General features: G+C 63.5%; 18 protein-coding genes. All 18 read left to right on the plus strand.

All coding sequences use genetic code 11. The annotated features are described in order from the left end of the window. Positions 1–88: 88 nt before the first annotated feature. The 18 genes from IE125_RS12320 (at position 89) to IE125_RS12405 (ending at position 18,410) form a co-directional block, all read left to right on the plus strand. On the plus strand, positions 89–1,117 hold the full coding sequence (locus tag IE125_RS12320; RefSeq protein ID WP_189444982.1) for a hypothetical protein: 1,029 nt from the start codon (positions 89–91) through the stop codon (positions 1,115–1,117). Next, positions 1,104–1,610: a hypothetical protein gene (locus IE125_RS12325; protein WP_189444983.1), complete on the plus strand. Its 507-nt coding sequence runs from the start codon at positions 1,104–1,106 to the stop codon at positions 1,608–1,610. Before IE125_RS12320 ends, IE125_RS12325 begins: the two co-directional genes overlap by 14 nt. 67 nt (positions 1,611–1,677) lie before the next feature. After that, positions 1,678–2,802 carry a phage protease gene (locus IE125_RS12330; protein ID WP_189444984.1) on the plus strand — a complete coding sequence of 375 codons (1,125 nt, stop codon included), beginning with the start codon at positions 1,678–1,680 and terminating at the stop codon, positions 2,800–2,802. Positions 2,803–2,848: 46 nt separating this feature from the next. Beyond that, positions 2,849–3,271 carry a hypothetical protein gene (locus IE125_RS12335; RefSeq protein WP_189444985.1) on the plus strand — a complete coding sequence of 141 codons (423 nt, stop codon included), beginning with the start codon at positions 2,849–2,851 and terminating at the stop codon, positions 3,269–3,271. Between the two features lie 53 nt (positions 3,272–3,324). Continuing rightward, complete coding sequence (locus IE125_RS12340; RefSeq protein ID WP_189444986.1) at positions 3,325–4,230, plus strand: Mu-like prophage major head subunit gpT family protein; 906 nt, start codon at positions 3,325–3,327, stop codon at positions 4,228–4,230. A gap of 38 nt (positions 4,231–4,268) precedes the next feature. Further along, positions 4,269–4,805, plus strand: a complete 537-nt coding sequence (locus tag IE125_RS12345; RefSeq protein ID WP_189444987.1) for an HI1506-related protein — start codon at positions 4,269–4,271, stop codon at positions 4,803–4,805. Positions 4,806–4,807: 2 nt separating this feature from the next. Continuing rightward, entirely contained in the window at positions 4,808–5,215 is a 408-nt protein-coding gene (locus tag IE125_RS12350; protein WP_189444988.1) for a gp436 family protein, read from the plus strand. Positions 5,216–5,227: 12 nt separating this feature from the next. Continuing rightward, positions 5,228–5,512, plus strand: coding sequence for a hypothetical protein (locus IE125_RS12355; RefSeq protein ID WP_189444989.1), 285 nt, complete (start codon positions 5,228–5,230; stop codon positions 5,510–5,512). Continuing rightward, positions 5,512–5,946: a phage tail terminator protein gene (locus tag IE125_RS12360; protein ID WP_189444990.1), complete on the plus strand. Its 435-nt coding sequence runs from the start codon at positions 5,512–5,514 to the stop codon at positions 5,944–5,946. The genes IE125_RS12355 and IE125_RS12360 overlap by 1 nt, the downstream gene beginning before the upstream one ends. After that, complete coding sequence (locus IE125_RS12365) at positions 5,943–6,884, plus strand: phage tail tube protein (RefSeq protein WP_189444991.1); 942 nt, start codon at positions 5,943–5,945, stop codon at positions 6,882–6,884. The genes IE125_RS12360 and IE125_RS12365 overlap by 4 nt, the downstream gene beginning before the upstream one ends. A gap of 76 nt (positions 6,885–6,960) precedes the next feature. Further along, positions 6,961–7,284, plus strand: coding sequence for a hypothetical protein (locus IE125_RS12370; protein ID WP_189444992.1), 324 nt, complete (start codon positions 6,961–6,963; stop codon positions 7,282–7,284). 89 nt (positions 7,285–7,373) lie between these two features. Further along, entirely contained in the window at positions 7,374–7,643 is a 270-nt protein-coding gene (locus IE125_RS19265) for a DUF1799 domain-containing protein (protein WP_268249108.1), read from the plus strand. After that, positions 7,644–13,967, plus strand: coding sequence for a tape measure protein (locus tag IE125_RS12380; protein WP_189444993.1), 6,324 nt, complete (start codon positions 7,644–7,646; stop codon positions 13,965–13,967). Continuing rightward, a complete protein-coding gene (locus IE125_RS12385; protein WP_189444994.1) occupies positions 13,964–15,412 on the plus strand; it encodes a hypothetical protein in 1,449 nt (482 codons plus the stop codon). Before IE125_RS12380 ends, IE125_RS12385 begins: the two co-directional genes overlap by 4 nt. Then, positions 15,412–16,281 carry a hypothetical protein gene (locus tag IE125_RS12390; RefSeq protein WP_189444995.1) on the plus strand — a complete coding sequence of 290 codons (870 nt, stop codon included), beginning with the start codon at positions 15,412–15,414 and terminating at the stop codon, positions 16,279–16,281. Before IE125_RS12385 ends, IE125_RS12390 begins: the two co-directional genes overlap by 1 nt. A gap of 1 nt (position 16,282) precedes the next feature. Continuing rightward, complete coding sequence (locus IE125_RS12395; protein WP_189444996.1) at positions 16,283–17,635, plus strand: hypothetical protein; 1,353 nt, start codon at positions 16,283–16,285, stop codon at positions 17,633–17,635. An 11-nt stretch (positions 17,636–17,646) separates the two neighbouring features. Further along, positions 17,647–17,973, plus strand: coding sequence for a hypothetical protein (locus IE125_RS12400; RefSeq protein ID WP_189444997.1), 327 nt, complete (start codon positions 17,647–17,649; stop codon positions 17,971–17,973). Beyond that, positions 17,973–18,410, plus strand: coding sequence for a hypothetical protein (locus IE125_RS12405; RefSeq protein ID WP_189444998.1), 438 nt, complete (start codon positions 17,973–17,975; stop codon positions 18,408–18,410). Before IE125_RS12400 ends, IE125_RS12405 begins: the two co-directional genes overlap by 1 nt. Positions 18,411–18,428: the final 18 nt, after the last annotated feature.

Consider the following 18,428-nt stretch of genomic DNA (forward strand, 5'->3'; position numbering starts at 1 on the left):
CAGTTGTAGGAAATTGGCTAATTGATCCTGCCGCTTTTGATACATACAGTTACCTCCACAATGAAGGTTCACGACATGGGGTAGCCTGGTGGCAGATAATAACGAGATCGTCATCCGATCCGAGCAGGACGCTTACGACACTCTACAACTCGCAACCGCTGGTGGATTGCCCGATAACGTTGAGATCCGTTTCGATGGTTGGCCCCAGCTGGAGATAGTGGTCAAGGGAGACCGCTACCAAGGGACCATTAGCCCTAGCATTATGAAGGGCTTCATCGAGTTTCAGTCGGCCATCTATCGTACGTATGCACTGGCTCGATATAACTCGGTGAACGTCAACAAGCTTACGAGGGAGGAGCGGGATGCTCTTGAGCTTTTCATTGAGGTCGAGAAAGGTAGCTCCAAGTACAAGCTAGACGTTCAAGCCATCATGGAGACCTTCGCAGAGAGGGTAGCTGACAAAGTGACACCAAGAAGCCTAGTAGTGATTGCGTTGATCGTCGCTACCAGCTATTTCGGGACGAGCTTCGCCAAGTCTTATCTTGAGGAACGACGCCTGACGCGCGTCGCAGAGCTAAAATCAGAAGAGCGCATTGCCGAACTTGAAGCTCAGAGCTATGCCGATGAGTTAGACGTGAGGCGCATGCAGATTTTGGCAGATGCGACTCGTGATGAACCTCGCGCGGCCAACATCCGCGAATACGCCGGCGATGCTCAGCAAAGTATCGTTCGATCAGTGCGGAGTACCGATGAGACCTCAATTGGTGGAGTCGTAATCGATGGCGAGGTGGCGCAGGAACTGACGAAAAACGCTCGACGAGAATCGAAAGAGATTCGTCTCGATGGCCTGTACCGAGTCCAGGTTGTGGATGCATCTCAGATCGACGTTTTCAAGATCAAAGTTCGCAACGAGACCAATGGCGATGAATTCCAGGCTATCGTCCAAGACGATACGCTCCAAAGTCGCTATAAAGCTGCGATTCGTGAAGCCGAGTGGGAGAAACGGCCAGTCAATCTGTCCATCAACGCGAAGGTGATTGGTGATGACATTCGAAGCGCAGTAGTGATAGGCGCCCAGGCTGCACCGGTACCGGAGCAGGAAAATGAAGAAAGCTGACGAGGCAAGAGCAGAGTATGAACGCGAGATTGGTCGTCTCGTCATCACTCTCAGCGAGCTAGATGGACTGGTCCGCTCATGCAAGGGCTTAGTTTTTGGTGAGCGATTCTCCAAGAAATGGGACAGCAAAACGAGTAGGAAGCGAATACGCGCAGTCCAGGAGCGGCTCAAACAGCGTAGGAGTGCCCCGCTATGCACGCATCTTGTGGAGCTGAAAGCATTGCTGGATGAAGTGAAGCCACTGCTGGAGCTCCGAAACTTAGTTGCTCATCGCATTCTGACATTCAGACCATCAGCTCTAAGTTTCTATCATGGCAATTTTGAAATGTGGAATCCCGATACCAGGAGCAGCTTGTCTGTCGAGACCCTAGCTAAAGCCTCCGACGAAGGTCGACGGCTCCTTTATCGCATATTTGACTGCCTCGAAGATCATGAGCGATGCGTTCCAGATAACTACCCCGATAACATCGAAGACGCACTTGATCCCCCCTAGTACATAAGGGAAATTTCCCAAAACGCTTTAATCCCCCGCCTCACCCTGCGCCCGCCACCATGGGCGCATGGATACGACACTCGCACCACGCCACCCCATCGCCGCATGCTCGGCGCCGACCGCCAACCCCGTTGCGGTCTGTTCGCTGCGCGTCTCCGCCAGCGATGACCTGACCCGGCTGATTCCCGCTGGCACGTTCACCGCGCCGCGCGGATCGCTCGAGGGTCAAGGCCCGTGGCACCTGGACGAAGCGCACGCCCGCTCGATCATCGAGCGCGCGGCGGCTCGCTCCACCGATATCGTCATCGACTACGAACACCAGACGCTGTTGGCCGAACGTAACGGCCTGCCCGCGCCTGCCGCCGGCTGGGTCGACCCGCGCTCGCTGGAATGGCGTGCTGACGGCCTCTACGGCCGTGTGAAGTGGACCGCTGCCGCCAAGGCCGCGATCGACGACGACTCGTATCGCTATCTCTCCCCCGTTTTCCCCTACGACGCGCAGTCGGGCGATGTGCTCGACCTGCTGCACGTCGGGTTGACCAACACGCCGGCGATCGACACCGGCACTATCACCGAACTGGCCGCAGCGCGCATGTCGTCAGGCCGCACTCCCAATGACCAGGAGGTCACCACCGTGGACCGCGAAAAGCTGATTGCCGCGCTCGGACTGAAAGCCGACGCCACCGACGAACAGATCGACCAGAAGATCGCCGCGCTCAAAGCGGGCAGCGATGACGCCAGCGCGCTGCGTTTGGCACTCGGTGCCAAGGACGATGCGAAACCCGCTGACGCCGTGGCCGCGCTAAAAGCGGGCGTGACGCCGGCACAGCCGGACATGACCCAGTACGTGCCGCGCGGTGTGTACGACGAGCTGCATGTTGCTTACGCCGCACTCAGCACCGGCAGCCAACACGCCGAGCGTGATCGGTTGATCGAGGAAGGCCTCAAGGATGGCCGCATCGCCGGCCCAGCGATGGCCGAGTGGCTGAAGGGCCAAGACATCGCCGCGCTTAAGGCACACCTCAAGGATGCACCGCCGATCGCTGCACTGCGTGGCAGCTCGCAGACCCAGGGCAAGCCGCCGGCTGACGACAAACCGGACGCGCCTTCAGATATCGAGCTGGCCATCTGCCGCAACGCGGGCATCTCGATCGAGGACTACCGCAAGGCCAACCCGGCGCCGGCGAAGTAACAACCGCACCGGCTCTCGCTGAATTCGTTACCGAGGATCACCACCGATGAACCGCAATACCGCATCTCGCGCTGGCGATCGCCGCGCACACCTGGTGCTCGCTGGCGCCGTCTGCTTTGCCGGCACGCTCGCCATGATCGATGCCGATGGCTACGTCCAGCCCGGTCGCGAGGCCACCGGCCTGACCGCCGTGGGTGTGTTCGACAAGCTCGTCGACAACACCGGCGGCCTCTCCGGCGATGCCCATGCCGAGGTCTCTCGTGGCTACTTCAAGTTCGACGGTGCCACAGGCGAGGACGAGATCGCCGCCGGCGACATCGGCAAGCCGTGCTACGCGGTGGACGCGCAGACCGTGGCGCTCACCGATGGCGGCGGCACGCGTTCGCCGACGGGGATCATCGACGGCGTCGATGGCAATGGTGGCGTGTGGGTCAACGTCGACCCGACCAACGGCGTGGCGCTGGGCTGACCTGATAACCGGCGCCCGGCACACCCGACAACTAATCACGAGGACGACCGACGATGGATCTCACATCCGCCAACATGCAGGCGCTGTTCAGGGCCTACAACACCAACTTCCAGCAGGGGTTCAGCTCGTTGGGTGACAACGGCTCGACCTTCGAGCAGTTCGCCACCATCGTGCCTTCCAGCACGGGCACCGAGCTTTATCCGTGGCTGCGCGCACTGCCGCGCATGCGTGAGTGGCTGGGCGACCGCGTCATTCACAGCCTGGAAGGCGCGCAATTCGCGATCCGTAACCGCAAGTTCGAGCTGACCGAAGGCGTGAGCCGCGACAGCATCGAAGATGACACCTACGGGCTCTATGGCCCGATGATGCAGGAGATGGGCCGCTCCAGCCGCGAGCATCCCAACGAGCTGGTGGTCGAGACGCTGACCGCCAACCCGCTCTGCTACGACGGTCAGCAGCTGTTCGACAGCGACCACCCGGTGCTGGACAAGAACGGCCGCGAAAGCTCCGTCTCAAACGACATGGGTGGCACCGGCCCTGCCTGGTACGTGATGGACAACAGCCGCGCCGTGCGTGCGCTGATCTTCCAGCGCCGGCGCGACTACAACTTCCGCTCGATCACCAACCTGAACGACGGCGAAGTGTTCATGAAGGACCAATTCCTGTTCGGCGTGGACGCCCGCGTCAACGCCGGGCCGGGCCTCTGGCAGCTGATCGTGCGATCCAACCAGCCGTTCAACGCCGAGAACTACGAAGCGGCGCGCAAGCGGCTGACCACGCTCAAGGGTGACTACGAGCGCCCGCTGGCGCTGCGCCACACCCATACGATGGTACCCAACGGCCTGGAAGGACCGGCGCGCGCGGTACTCAACAACGCGATGAACGCCGCTGGTGCTACCAACCAGTGGGCCGGCACCTCTCAGCTGCTTCTCAACCCCTGGCTGCCGAGCGCCGCATAAGCGGCGCCAGGCTGCCGTTCATCTGAGGAGAAAGCGACATGGCCACCACCAACCGTAAGCGTTCGACCAGTGCCAAAAGCACCGCGAAACCGGCTGAAGCCAAACCAACCGAGACCAAGACCGACCAGCCAGCCGTCGAAGGACCGAAGGCAACGCCGGAAGCCGGGGAATCGGCGGCAACGCCGACCGACGCCTCCCATTCGGTCAGCTCGCCCAGCCCGGTCAATCCGATCGAATCGGCCGCGCCTGGCGATAGCCAGGAGGCTGCGCCGTCAGAACAGGCGACCGTCACTGGCGACGGCTCGGGCGAAGCACTGCCTCCGGTCGATCTAGACGCCGGTGAGCGCACCGCCGCTGGCGTGAACGACGAAGACCAGGAAGAGATCCCGGCGCTGTTCATCCGCACACGCAAGCCAATCCTGCGCCGCCGGCGCTGCGGGCACGTGTTCACGCCGGAAGGTCACGGCATCGCGCTTTCTGGCCTGACGGCGAAGCAGATCGCGGCGTTCGAGGGCGACCCGACGCTGATCGTCGAGGAGTGCTCGTTCCCGGCCAAGCCGGACGAGGACGAGTAGCCATGAGCTACGTCGATCAGGCGGCACTGGTCTCGCGTTTCGGCGAAGGCGAGCTGCGCGCCCTGGCGCCGGATGGTAGCGGCGGTATCGACGCCGGCACCGTGCAACGCGCCTGCGATGACGCGGCTGGCGAGATCGATGGACGCCTGGCCGCCGCCGGCATCGAGACGCCAATGGTGCCGGTACCGGGTTCGGTGGCCGCGATCGCTGCCGACATCGCCCGCTATCGGCTCTATGACGACCAGGTCAGCGACGCGGTGAAAGGCCGTTATGACGACGCCATGCGCTTTCTGCTCGGCGTCTCGCGCGGCGATATCAAGCTCGGCCAGGCCGCTACCGAGTCGCCCAGCTCTGCTGGCGACGTTCAGTTCAACGACAGCCGTCGCGTGTTTCGCGGCGGCGGATTCTGAGGAGTGCCGACCATGGCCGCGAAACCCCAGCCCCAGGAAAAACAGGACGCCCCCAAGGCGACCGAAGAGCAGTCCACGGCGCCGGTCGACCAGAAAGCGCCCTACAAGCCCGCGCTGGTTCGCTTGCGAGTGCGAACGAAGCAGACCGGCGCCAAGCGGGCTGCGATCGGCCTGGTCTTCACCGGCAGCTGGCAGACCGTCGAGATCGCCAGGAACCACAGTGCCCACAAGGAGCTGTTGGCCAACGCCGGGCTCGTCGTCGAGCAGTTGCCGGCGTCAGGTAGCAAGACCAACTGATGTTGAGCCTGGAACCGTGGCTCGAGCGGCTGAACGGTGCCGCGCTGGGCGTGCAGCCCAGCCTGGCGGCGGACATCAAGGCCGCCCAGCAGGTCCGGGCCAACCCGAGCCTGTCTCTGGTCAACGGTCGCGAGCGCGTCACGCACCAGGAGCGCCACCCGCGCACGCTGCACAAGGTGAGCTGCGAAGTAATGGTCGTGACCGGCGTGGCCCGCTTCGGTAGCGCGCGCTTTGGCACCGCCAAGGACCAGTTGGCGGATCTGCGCCAGCCGGTGCTCTCGCAGCTCATCTACTGGCAGCCACCCGGCGCAGAGCTGCCGATTCGCTGGAACGGCGGGCAGCTGCTCGCCCTGACCGACAGCGCCCTGTTCTGGGTCGATGTCGTCTCGACTGACTACTGGTGGACCGATCAACCGCAGGAGACAACCCCGTGAGCAATCAACGTACCAATCGCCGCGTACTGCGCTTCGGCATCGAAGCGAGCTACAACGCAGACACCGTGCCGGACATGGCGGCAATCCTGCCGACCTCCATTGAGGTGACGCCGATGGCCGGTAACGACATCGACCGCAGCTATATCCGGCCCTACTACGGCAACGCGCCGCAAGCGCCGGGCGAGAAGCACGTCCAGGTGCAGGTGGGCGTTGAGCTGACCACTTCCGGCGAGGCGGGCACGCCGCCGCCCTGGGGCGCACTGCTGCGCGCCTGTGGCTGGACCGAAACCATCGTCCCGGCGGATGGCGAGACACCCGCCCAGGTCGTCTACGCGCCGATCTCGGACTACGAAGACAGCGGCCGTTTCTACTGCCACGTCGACAAGAACCTACACGAGGGGCGCGGCGCGCGCGGTACGCCGCAGTTCACGCTGAACGCCGAGTCGATCCCGGCGCTCCAGGTCACGCTGATGGCGCTGATTCAGCCGGTGACCAACGTCGCGCTGCCGGAGGTGGATCTCACCCATTGGCCCAAGGCGCTGCCGATCAACACGCTCAATACCAAGCCCTTGAAGGTGTTTGGCGTCGCGTCGCCGTTCCAGTCGTTCTCGCTCGACATGAGCGCTCAGACGCGCCAACGCACCGTGGTCGGTGCCAACGACATCGCGATCACCGGGCGCCAGCCGAGCGGCTCGCTGACGATCGATGATCCCGGCGTCGCGGCCGTGAACTACTTCCAGCGTTCGCTCAACGTCGAGACCGGCGAGATCTCGCTGATCCACGGCACCGAGCCGGGCTCGATCATCGAGATCGTGATGCCTTCCTGCTCACTGGCCAGCCCGACCTACGCCGATGACCAGGGCGTGCAGATGCTCTCGATGAACTACCGGCCGGAGCCGGTCCAGGGTAACGACGAAGTCCGCCTCATCTGCCGCTAAGCGCGGCGCTTTTTTCCAACCAGCCCGAAGCCGCTGGCAGTCAGCGGCTTGCTTATCCGAATCAGGAGCCATGCCCGTGTTCAAGGTCAATCGCAACCGCACTTACCCGTACTCCGTCACCGCCACTGTCTTCGACGCCGAGGGCAAGGAACAAACCGGCAAATTCAAGGCGCACTTCAAGGTGCTGCCGCACGACCAAGCCCGCGAAATGCCGGAAGACACCACACTGCTGGATGCCGTGCTGACCGGCGTCAGTGAGATCGAGATCGGCGGCGAAGATGGCCAGCCGCTCGCCGGTAACGAGCTGCTCGACGCGGTGAAGAACGATCCCGCGCTCTCCGCTGCCACGGTCGGCGCCTATCACGAGTCGATCGCAAAAAAGAACCGGCCCAGAACCTGATAGACGCCGGCCGCTTCTGGGCCGGTGGTGGCCGGGCTTCTCGCTCGGAAGCCGAGTTTCGCGCGGAGGCAGCGGAGCTCGGCGTTCGTCTGCCGGATGAACCAGACGATCAGGACGAATCGTCTACCGACGAATTCGAGGTACTACCGGAGAACTGGGTCGCGCTGGAGCTGTTCCTCGACTGCTCGACCCAATGGCGCCAGGCCCCGATGGGTGGCCTGACCGGGCTGGATTACAGCGCGGTTTACGTGGTCATGCAGATCCACGCTGTGCCACCCGACGAAGGCCGCGACCGCCTACAACAGATCCGGCTGCTCGAGCGCGGCGCGCTCAATGAGATGAACAAGGCGAAAGGCTAGATGGCTGACAACCTCACTCTCAAAGTCACCCTGCGCGGGGATGGTCGCCATCTCTCCGGCACGCTGCGTGACGCCTCCGGTGAGGTCCGCGAGTTCGGGGCGACATCTGATCGCTCAGGGCGTCAGTCATCGGCCGCTTTCGATCGTACCGGCCGCAGCGTGCGCGGTGTCAATCGTGAGGTCACGGAACTCAACCGTGTCAGCGACCTCGCCCGCAACTCGCTGCTCGCCCTGGGTGGGGCGATTTCGGTTCGTGAGGTAATCGGCTATTCGGACGCATGGACCAATACCACCAACCAAATTCGCACGGTCTCGGACAGCAACGAGCGACTGATCGCCAGCCAACAACGGCTGATGGCGATCGCCAATGACACCCGAACATCCTACGAGTCCACCGCCAACCTCTATGCCCGCCTGACCCGAGCGACAACCAAGCTCAATCTCGGCTATGAGCGCACTTATAGCCTGGTCGAGACGATCAATAAGTCGTTCGCGGTTTCCGGTGCCACCGCAGAGGAAGCGTCTGCCGCGATCGTACAGTTGTCCCAGGGGTTGGCTGCTGGCGCCCTGCGTGGAGATGAGTTCAATTCCGTCTCGGAGCAAGCCCCGGCGATCATGTACGCAATCGCTGACTCGCTGAACATGACGCTCGGCGAGCTGCGTGAGTTCGCCGCATCCGGTGGCATCACCGCAGAGATCGTCGTCAACGCGCTGGAAAAGGCCAGCGCGGCGATCGATGAGACCTTCGGCGGGTCGATTGCCTCGTTTGGCCAGAAGATGGCCGTAGCTCGCAACGAGATGATCCAGTGGGTGGGAACCAGTGATCAAGTCAGCGGCGCTGTCCACCTCACGGGCGATGCCGTGCTCGGCCTGGTCGGTCATATGGACGAGCTGGTCACTATCGGTACGCTGCTTGCCACCCTCTACGGCGCTCGAGTCGCGGGGGCGCTGGCCAGCTCGGCGGCAGGATACGCAGCCCGCACCGTTGCCACCGTCCGTGATACCCAAGCCCAACGTGATGCATCCGCCGCCGAAGCGGGTCGCCAACTGGCTCTGGCCCGCACGGCGGCGGCGGAGAAGACGGCGGAGGCCAACAACGCCTCGTTGGCCGCACGCCGAGCTCTTTCCGCCCGTCAGGACGCGGCCAACAACGCCGCCAACCTCGCCCAGGTAAGGGCCTCGCTGGTTGCGGAGCGTGAGCTGGAAGCGCAGCGGTTACGGGCGCAAATTTCCGCGACCGGTCGCCAGCGCTCGATCGCTCGGATGGCGGAGCTGCGACGTTCCGAGATGCTGGTCACGACCCAGCTAACCGCCGCCAACGCGAAGTTGACTCAGACAGAAGCGGCAGTAACTTCCGCCAGTCGCGCGGCGACCTTGGCCTCGGCTGAACATGCGGCTGCAACGCGAGCGGCAACCGTGGCCCAAGGGGCATACACAGGGGCGATGCGTGCCTCTAGCGCTGCCGCTACCACGATGGCCGCAGCAGCGCGAGGCGCCTCGGCGGCGCTGGCTTTGATCGGTGGCCCCGCTGGCGCTGCCCTGATTGCCGTGGGTGCGCTTTACGCCTTCCGGGAAGAACTGGGCTTCGTCAGCAAGAAAGCCAATGACGCGAAGACGAAAGTCGATCAGCTAACCGGCAGTCTGGATGGTCTGACCGAGGCACAGGTCCGCAACAAGCGAGCGTCGCTGGTGCAGGATCTGGTCGAGGCCCGGATCGAAGCCGAGAAGCTGCAGAAGCAGTTCTCGGCGCTGGAGAAGCAGAACCGCGACCAGATGATCACCAACCAGGGCCGAGCCGGCTCGGCCTGGTTTGAACGCCAGAAGCTGAGCCCGCAGCTGGCGGAGGCGAAGTCCGTCGTCGCGACCCTCCAGCAAGGCCTCGACGACTTCGATGAGCAGGTCGCTCGCATCCGGACCTCGGCGACATCCGGGGTCAAGATCTTCAAGACGCTGGATCAGTGGCTGTTCGATACCGGCGAGACGGCTGACCAGACGTCTACCTCGGTCGCAAGCCTGGCTAAGCAGACGAGCGCCTATGACAACGCCCTGCAGGGCTTGGTCGATAAGCTCGACCCGGTCGCCAAGTCACAGCGCGACTTCCAGGCAGACACGCAGCTGCTCAACCAGGCGGTGTCTCAGGGCGCCATCACGTTCGACCGCTATTTCGAGCTGGTCGACAAACTCCAGTTGGCCTACCAGAACGCCGGCGATGCCGCCCAGGTCTATGGCCTGGACGGCAGCAACGCGGCGGAGACGGTCACGCGCGAAATGACCGTGCTCGAGACGACGCTCAAGCGCAGCCTGGAGCGCACCGACGACGCCTTCGTCGACTTCTGGGAGAACGTGATCAGCGGCAGCAAGAACACGTTCGATGCGTTCAAGCAGGTCGCGATCTCGACGCTGGCCGAAATCATCCACGCCTACACCACGCGCAAGATCACCGCGTCTCTGGGGCTATCGCTCGCCGGTACCGGTACGGCCGCCGCCGATGGCATGGGCGGTCTCGGCGGTGACGGTATGGATCTCACCAGTCTGGGCAAGACGATCTACCAGGGCATCACCGACGGCTTCGGAGCGATCAACTGGACCGGGGCCCCGACCGGCGCGACGTCTTACGCTCAAGGCTTTGGCTCCCAAGTCGCAACTGGCGGCGGACAGTTCGGCGGCTCCTTCTCCAACTTCAGCGGTATGAATGGCGTCGCATCCTTGGGGGCCGGTTATGTAGGCAGCCAGGTCGGGACGAAGCTGGGATCATCACTGTTCGGTAAGCAGGCCAACTCACAATGGGGCTCCACCATCGGTGGCGCGATCGGCACCTACTTTGGCGGTCCGATCGGGGCGTTCGCCGGCTCGACACTGGGCGGGATGGTCGATTCGCTGTTCGGTTCCGGTCGCAAGGCAAAGGTCAAAGGCTGGCAAGGCGGGCTGGGCTCCAACGGCGACAACGAGTATCGCGATTACCACGCGGATACGGCATTTGGCACATTCACGATCCTCGACAAGGTCAAGACCGAGCCCGAGGACATTCTCAACATGCTCGACGCGTTCGAACAGATCGATGGCGTGCTGTCGGACGCGATGACCGAGGTGCAGCGCAAGGCCGTCACCGACGACTTCGCCTCCGGCTGGAAGATCAACGAGTCGAACGTCGGCGAGGTGTTCGCAAAGCGCTATGAGCGGCTGTTACGCACGCTGGATGGCCAAGCATCCGACGGCGTCGAGAAAGCGCTGCTCGAGCGCGTGCCGGAACTCACGAATGACAATACCGAGGAGTGGTCGACCGCACTGGCCGGCGCATTGCAGCTCAACAAGCTGATCGATGGGCTGTCGGGGAACGTTCGTGCCTATGCCTCGCAAGTCGTCGAAGATACGAACCTCTCCATCGACGACGCGCTCTCCCAGATTACCGCCGGCGTCTCGGCCCACGCCGCCGTCTCCGCGATCGCGGATGAGCTCAACCTGACCTTCGACAAGATGGGCGATCAGGCCGTCGAGGCGTCGCTGGATCTCGCTCAGCTCACGGGCGGGCTGGAGAACCTGCAAAGCCAGGCTCAGACCTACTATCAAAATTTCTTCACCGATGCCGAGCGCCAGCAACGTACGATCGAGCAGCTAACCCCGGTGCTCCAGACCGTGGGGCTCTCCGCCGCCTCGACCCGCGAACAGTTCCGCGATGTCGTGGAATCGCTCGACCTAAATACCGAAGCTGGCCGCGAGACCTACGCCGAGTTGATGGGCGTCGCCGGCGCCTTCGCCGAGATCTCCGGTCCGATCCAGGAGACGACACAGTCGCTAGAGGATCTGCAGGCGGCCGCCAAGTCGCAGGTCGAGAGTGCCAAAGACGCCGTGCGCCAGGCGTATGAGACCTTCGCCAGCCAGGCCTTCGATCAGCAGGTCGCGCTCTTGCAGCTCGCCGGTCGCGACCAGGAGGCACTGAACCTGCAGCGCCAGCAGGAGCTGGACACGATCGACGAGAGCCTGCGACCGATCCAGGAGCGCATCTGGGCATTGCAAGACGAGCAGTCCGCGCTCCAGGACGCCCGCCAGGCCAGCGCCGATTACCGCTCCGCGCTCGAGCAGGCCTCGAGCCAGCTCGACGGCACCCTGGGCAATATCAGCGCCTGGATCGACCAGCAGACCGCCACTGGCGGCTCACCAGGTGTGAACCTGCAGGAAGCCCAGGCCCAATTCGCGCGCCAGTTGGCACTCGCCGAGAACGGCGACCGCGACGCGCTCAACTCGATTACCCAGTACGCCGACCGCTACCAGCAGGCCGGTCAGTCGTACTACGGCTCGGGCTCCGGCTATCAACGCATCCGCGATGAGATCCTCGACGCTCTGGGTGAGCTACCTGACCAGGTGTCTGCCGAGGAGTACATTGCCGACGAGATCAAGCAGGCGCTGATCGAGCAGACCGACGGCATCACGACGAAGCTCGCCGATGTGCTGCGTGGAGATAACCCGGCCTCCATCGGTGCCGAACTGGCTGGCTACTTCGCCACCCTGGCCGGCGGTATCGACGGCGTGCTGACCCGCGACCAGCTCAAGCTGGTGATGAACGGCAAGGCCACCGATCGTCAGCTCGACGCCATGATCCGGGCGCTCGACCTGAACGGCGACGACATCGTCTCTGGACTGGAATCCGTCATCGTTGCCGGCATGCCCACGGACGCGACTCTGGCCAACGTGCTCGGCTCTCAACTGCGCGCCAACGGCAACAAGGCGCTGACGGAGCGCCAGGTGCGTTCCGCGCTCTCTCCGATCGCGACCGATGCCGAGATCCAGGCGCTGATCCGCGCCACCGACACCAACGGCGACGGCCTGCTGGATGCGCAGGAAGTCGCCAACGCCCGGCTCGGCGGGCTGGCACGTGGCATCGGCGGCGCGCTGAATCCGATGTTCGACAAGATCGACTCGTCGCTGGACGGGCTGATCGATTACGGAGAATTCGGGAAGTATTTCAAAGGACTGGCCAGCGATTCGCAGCTGAAGCAGATCTTTCGTCAGCTCGACACGGACGGTGATGGCCAGATATCGGCGCTAGAGGCGGTGAAGGCATCGACCGACAAGGTGGGCAACAACACCGGGTCGATCGAAGAACGTTCGCTCGAACAGCTCGAGCGACTCACAAACCTGACGTCTGAGATGGCGCGCAGCACCGACCAGTTCATTACCCTCAACTCGAACATGGTTTCACTCCGCGACGCGATCGGTGCACTGGGCGTGGCGCAGGAAGAGCTGGCGCGGATCGAGAAGGCCCGGCAGGAAGCCGAGGCAGCGGCCAAGCAGCGCGCCGAGCTCGAGCGCCAGCTCACCAGCATCGAGTCGAAGCTGGACCGTGAGCAGTCCCGCTACGACGATGCGGACCAGACCCGGCTTGGCCTCTACGAAGACCGAAGCGCGGCCGCCTACAAGGAGAACCGGTTCAGCGCAGCGTCCTCCTCGTTCGATGACATGGATCGCTCCTATAAGGGCTATACCGGCTACATCGGTGACGAGAACGCCTGGTATGACGGAGGCCTCAAAACCTCGGGGAACAGTGCCGAAAAGCACAACGTCGGTAAGCTTTGGTACTCGATGAAGGACTTCATCGATCTCTACCAATCCCAGACCGGTAAAGGCGACTACAAGCAGTTGGCGTTGGACGAGACCGACTGGTATGGCGTCGGCGATTCCCGTAACCGCTACGAGATCGAGTACGGCGGCAAGACCTACAAGGCCGGTTACGACTCCAACGGCGTGCAAGACTTGGATGATGTCTGGACGGAGATGCAGAAAGCTCTGAACAGCTACTACGGCACCTCGTTCGACTACAAGGCCATAGATAGCGTCTCCGACATCAACCGCGACCTGGATCGATTCGGCGACGTCATGGACGACGCCAAGAACGATATCCGCGACTACCAGAAACAGATCGACAAGCTGGCCAAGGAGATCGCGAAGCTCAAGCAGGTCGAGCAGTACGACGGCAGCCACGCCGACGGCCTCTCCTACGTGCCATTCGACGAGTACCGCGCGGTCCTGCACAAGGGCGAGCACGTTGCGACAGCCGAGGAGGCGCCTGCCGTCCGCGCCTTCCTGAGTGGCCGCCTGTCGCCGCCGCCCGTTCAGCAGGCCGATAACCGGCAGATGGAGAATCTGCTCAGCCGTCTCGCCCAGCTCACCCAAGAAAACACCGAGCTGCTGCGACGGATCGAGGCCCACGAGGGGGCCGGCGTTCGCGTGGCGCAAGCTGGCCACCAGCGCTCGATCGACCAGCTCAAGCGCATCGCGGACAGCAACGACAGCATGAACGACCGCGAGCGGCTGGGGGCAATGTCATGACCTGGCTACTCACGATCGAAGCCCGCGACCCGGACAACCAGCCCTGCGTGCTGCGGTTCTCCGATGGCGCCTACGACGCCCCGGATGACACGCTTTATCTGCCACGCATCCAACAACCGGGCCTCTATCAGGCCGGGCTCTACGCCGGTGAGATCGTTAGTGTCGACCGCTCCGGCTTCGGCGAAACAACGTTGATCAACACCGATGGCGGCCTGGATTACCTGGTCGACTACGCCGTGGATGGTCGCGCCGTGGTGCTGTCGCTAGCGACCGAGACGGGCGTGACCGAGATCCTGCGCGGTACCGCCGCCGGTCTCACGTACCAGCGCGGTGAGGTATCGCTCAAACTGCGCGCGCCCCAGGCGCTGTTGCAGCGTCCGCACCCGTATCAGACCTATGCCGGTACCAACACGCTGCCGGAGGGCGTCGAGGGCACGGCCGACGATATCCAGGGCCAGCCCAAGCCTCGCGTCTATGGCGACGTGCGCAACGCCCAGCCGACGCTAGTCAACACTGCCAAGCTTATCTATCAGATTAGCAGCCGAGATGATTGCACGGTCACCAGCGTCTACGACAAGGGCGCCAAACTAACGGCTGGAGCGGCCTACAGCTCATTGGCGCAGCTGCAGAGCACCTCGCCTGCCGCCGGTGAGTGGCGAGCCTATCGCGGCTACCTGCGCCTCGGTGACTCTCCCGCAGGCACGCTGACCTGCGATGCCCGAACCGGCAACGCTGGCATCGAAGACGTGATTGCCATGCTCTGCGACGAAGTCGATCAGCCATGCGATACGTCCGCGCTCTCGGGCATGGGCAACGTCGGGCTCTACGTAACCGATACCGCCGACACGGCGGCGCTGCTCGACCGGCTCGTTGCCGCCGGTGCCTGGTGGCGTATCGACGGCGAAGGAACGCTACTTGCGGCACGACTCGAAGTGCCCCTCACTCAGTCAGACGGCTTGCCAGCGAAGATCCAGGACCACGAGATCCTTTCGCTCGACCGTAAAGCGGCCGGCGCCAGCAGCGATGGGCTGCCGATCTGGCGGGTCACGGTGCGGGCCGATCGTCTTGAGACAACGCAGACCGACCTCGCCGGCGCCGTCGATGAGGGTCGCCGCGCCCGGCTTGGCCGGCAGTACCGCGAAGCGATCGCCGAGCGCCCCGACGTGCTCGAGCGCCATCCCCTCGCTGGCGAACTGGAGATCGACTCTTGCCTGCGGGATCTCGCCGACGCTCAGGCGGCCGCAGAGGCGATTCTGGAGCTGGTCAGCGTGCGCCGCGATCGCGTGACGCTCGAGGGGCGCGTCGCTCGCCATCGTCTCGAGATCGGCGCCGGCGTCGAGATTCTCACGCCACGTCAGGGTTACGCCGCCGGCCGAACCATGCTGGTGCTTGGCCAGCAGATCAACGCCCGCACCGGGCGTCTCACACTGGAGCTCTGGGGCTGATGGCACTGAATCCCGACAAGATCACCCTGTGCTGGCCCAACCTGGTCGACAAGGCATCGCTCTCCGGCGGCGCCTGGCTAGCCGGCCTTCCGCTGGCCTTGGCCCAGGACTCGACCTTGGCCGTACGCTGCAAGAGCGTCGATGCCACACCTGAATCGACCTGGTTCGATATCACCCTCGACAAGCCACGCCCGATTCAGTGCCTGGCCATTGCCGCCCACTCGTTCAGCGCGCCGGCGCGCTACCGGGTGCGGATCTACGGTGACGTCGCACAGCAGTTCCTGCTCTGGGACGGCGCCTGGCAGACCGTGTGGCCGCAGCTCTTTGCCACCAGCGAGCTGGAGTGGGAATACGACAACTACTGGCTCGGCACCATCGCCGAGGATGACCGCGCCCTCTATACGCCGCTGCTGACGGTTTTCTCAGACGACGTCCAGCTCGCGCAGAGCGTGCGCGTCGAGATCGACGACGCCGGCAACCCAGAGGGCGCGGTGCGCTTCGGTCGCGTGTTCGTCGCCGACGCCTGGCAGCCGGACGTCAACGTCTCCTACGGCGTCCAGCACGGGTTCGATAACGCGACTGAATTCGCCGAGGCCGGCGATCGCACCGAATACGCGGATGTGAAGCGTCAGCGTCGTACCGCGACGTTCAACCTCGACTGGCTTTCCGAGGAAGAGGCGTACCAGCGTCTCTACTCGCTACAGCGTGTGCTGGGTACCCACGGCGAGGTCGTCTACGCCTTCAATCTGGCGGCCCGGCCGGAAAACTTCGCCCGGACGTTTCTCGCGCGACAGCAGCAGCTCGATCCGCTCGCCCAACCCTATGAATTCACGCACACCAACAGCATGAAACTGCTGGAGATCCTCTGACATGGCAGAAGTCACCTTTTCCGAAGACCTAGGCGGCGACGGCCTCACCGTCACCGACGACGCCAACCCAGACACCGGCCTCGCCGCCGGTGGTCACCGCCTGCGATTCGTCCCCGCCCTGGCCAACACCGTGGCCATGGCCCGCACCGCAAAACAGCAAGCCGCGCTGGCGCAGACGCTGGCCGACCAAGTGGCCGCTGATCGCAAGCAGACCGGAGAGGACCGGAATGCTATCGCCGGGGCGCGGGAAGCCACGGCCGCCGATCGGCAACAGACCGGACTGGATCGCGACGCCACGAAAGCGGATGCCGAAGCCACCGCCGCTGATCGCCAGCAGACCGGCGAAGATCGCAACGCAACGACCGCTGCTGCCGAGGCTACGGCCGCTGATCGCCAGCAGACCGGCGAGGACCGCACCGCGACAACCGCTGCCGCCGAGGCTACGGCCGCCGATCGCCAACAGACCGGCGCGGATCGCACCGCGACGACAGCCGCCGCCGAGGCCACGGCCGCCGATCGCCAGCAGACCGGCGAAGATCGTCAAGCCACGGCCGCCGATCGCGAAGCCGCGCAGTCGTCGGCAGCCAGTGTCGATGCCGACAAGATCATGCATGCCAAGGGCTCGGGGCTGCCGAACGAGGTGGGAACGGCCGCGACGCGGAATGTGGGCACCGGAGCCGGCAACCTGATGGAGGTCGGGGCGTTTGGGGTGGGTTCACATGGTGTGAGGCTGACCGATGCTGACGACTTGGCAAGCCTCCCTTTCGTTGACGCTACATATTGCTGCTATAGCAGCAAGCCGGTGAATGCCCCTGAGTCAGGTGGGACTACAGCTGTTATCTCTGTGCGCGCAACTTCCAGCGGCAGCTATCAATTCAAAGAGTTTGATTACACCGACAACGCTGGGCGTAAATTCAACGCTGTTCAGAGACAGAATTCGGACACAATCAATTGGATTCGCTCGGTAAGCTCCGCTACCGCTGTTGGTGATGTATCCGATCCATTGTCTGGCGCGATTGTCGAGTCCGGAGAAAACGAAAACGGCAGCTACACCAAGTTCGCGGATGGGACGCTCATCTGCCGAGGTGTAGACACGATTCCCTACGACACCCGCCTGCGCTGCAGGCTCTATAAAACGATGCCCGCCCCCTTCGCAAATGACACGGGGTCGGTCTGCGTTCTGCCGGACTGGGGAAGCCGAGGCACGAAGTTCAACCAGGCAATTCCTGCCGGGGGGCTCGCAAACAATGGGTATAACGCCCATCTGGCGTTCTGGGCGCCGGACACCTCCGAGTTTGAGACGACGGACTCGTTCCCTAAAACTGCCTGGATGGCGATCGGTATCGCTCGCTAAACGGAGAAGACATGAAGCTACTGCTATCACCCGTGCGGAGTGACGACGCCGTCACATATCACCGTGAAGGGGAACGTCTGATTATCGAGGTCAACGGGCAGCGTGACACATTCGACTTCACGGGGGCCAGCGATGGCGTCTTTCATGACTTCACATCCGACACACTGCCATTCGTTCCCATCGAGAGCGCTTCACGCGATAGCGGCTCGCTAACCGTGGTGATCATTTCACCCTATGGGCCGGAACCAGCCAGAACAGCGTTCGAAACTGACGATGCATTCCGGGAAGCTTTCGAAGCTTGGCGTGTTCAGCGGTCTACACGAGAGGTTGAAATCTAATGGGCAGCTTTACCCACACACCTCCCCCTTCCTCCACTAATCGGCTAGCGGAAGCTCGAGCCCGCGCGCTCAGGCGACTGAACGACAGCTACGAAGCCGCCGCTAGGCCGCTGATCCGGGAGTATCCCGAAATCGAGCGGCTGAGCTGGGGCACGCAGCAGACCGAGGCCAATGCCTATCGTGCGTGGCAGGACGCCGGCAAGCCGGGCGACGCGCCCCAAACACTGGTTTTGAAGGCGATCCTCACGGGGCGCAATGGCGCAACCGGCACCGAGACGCTCGAGCAGCTCGTTGCCGCAGTGCTAGCTCGCGCCGAGGCGTTCATCGCCTGGCAGACGTTCACCGGCACACGGCAACGCGGCGAGTGGGCAATACAGGGCGCCCAGACGCCGGAGGCGGCGCTGGCGGTGACGTGGGAGAGCTTGACGTCCGGGTAGGTCTGCTGAGCTAGGACA

It is taken from the genome of Salinicola rhizosphaerae, assembly GCF_014652715.1.
Classification (GTDB): Bacteria; Pseudomonadota; Gammaproteobacteria; order Pseudomonadales; family Halomonadaceae; genus Salinicola; species Salinicola rhizosphaerae.

Excerpts from the sequence above, each read along its gene's own strand:
- IE125_RS12340 (WP_189444986.1), top strand. The coding sequence starts at position 3,325 with ATGGATCTCACATCCGCCAACATGCAGGCGCTGTTCAGGGCCTACAAC.
- IE125_RS12330 (WP_189444984.1), top strand. The coding sequence starts at position 1,678 with ATGGATACGACACTCGCACCACGCCACCCCATCGCCGCATGCTCGGCG.
- IE125_RS12345 (WP_189444987.1), top strand. The coding sequence starts at position 4,269 with ATGGCCACCACCAACCGTAAGCGTTCGACCAGTGCCAAAAGCACCGCG.
- IE125_RS12390 (WP_189444995.1), top strand. The coding sequence starts at position 15,412 with ATGGCACTGAATCCCGACAAGATCACCCTGTGCTGGCCCAACCTGGTC.
- IE125_RS12335 (WP_189444985.1), top strand. The coding sequence starts at position 2,849 with ATGAACCGCAATACCGCATCTCGCGCTGGCGATCGCCGCGCACACCTG.
- IE125_RS12380 (WP_189444993.1), top strand. The coding sequence starts at position 7,644 with ATGGCTGACAACCTCACTCTCAAAGTCACCCTGCGCGGGGATGGTCGC.
- IE125_RS12355 (WP_189444989.1), top strand. The coding sequence starts at position 5,228 with ATGGCCGCGAAACCCCAGCCCCAGGAAAAACAGGACGCCCCCAAGGCG.
- IE125_RS12325 (WP_189444983.1), top strand. The coding sequence starts at position 1,104 with ATGAAGAAAGCTGACGAGGCAAGAGCAGAGTATGAACGCGAGATTGGT.
- IE125_RS12405 (WP_189444998.1), top strand. The coding sequence starts at position 17,973 with ATGGGCAGCTTTACCCACACACCTCCCCCTTCCTCCACTAATCGGCTA.
- IE125_RS12385 (WP_189444994.1), top strand. The coding sequence starts at position 13,964 with ATGACCTGGCTACTCACGATCGAAGCCCGCGACCCGGACAACCAGCCC.
- IE125_RS12350 (WP_189444988.1), top strand. The coding sequence starts at position 4,808 with ATGAGCTACGTCGATCAGGCGGCACTGGTCTCGCGTTTCGGCGAAGGC.
- IE125_RS12400 (WP_189444997.1), top strand. The coding sequence starts at position 17,647 with ATGAAGCTACTGCTATCACCCGTGCGGAGTGACGACGCCGTCACATAT.
- IE125_RS12395 (WP_189444996.1), top strand. The coding sequence starts at position 16,283 with ATGGCAGAAGTCACCTTTTCCGAAGACCTAGGCGGCGACGGCCTCACC.
- IE125_RS12360 (WP_189444990.1), top strand. The coding sequence starts at position 5,512 with ATGTTGAGCCTGGAACCGTGGCTCGAGCGGCTGAACGGTGCCGCGCTG.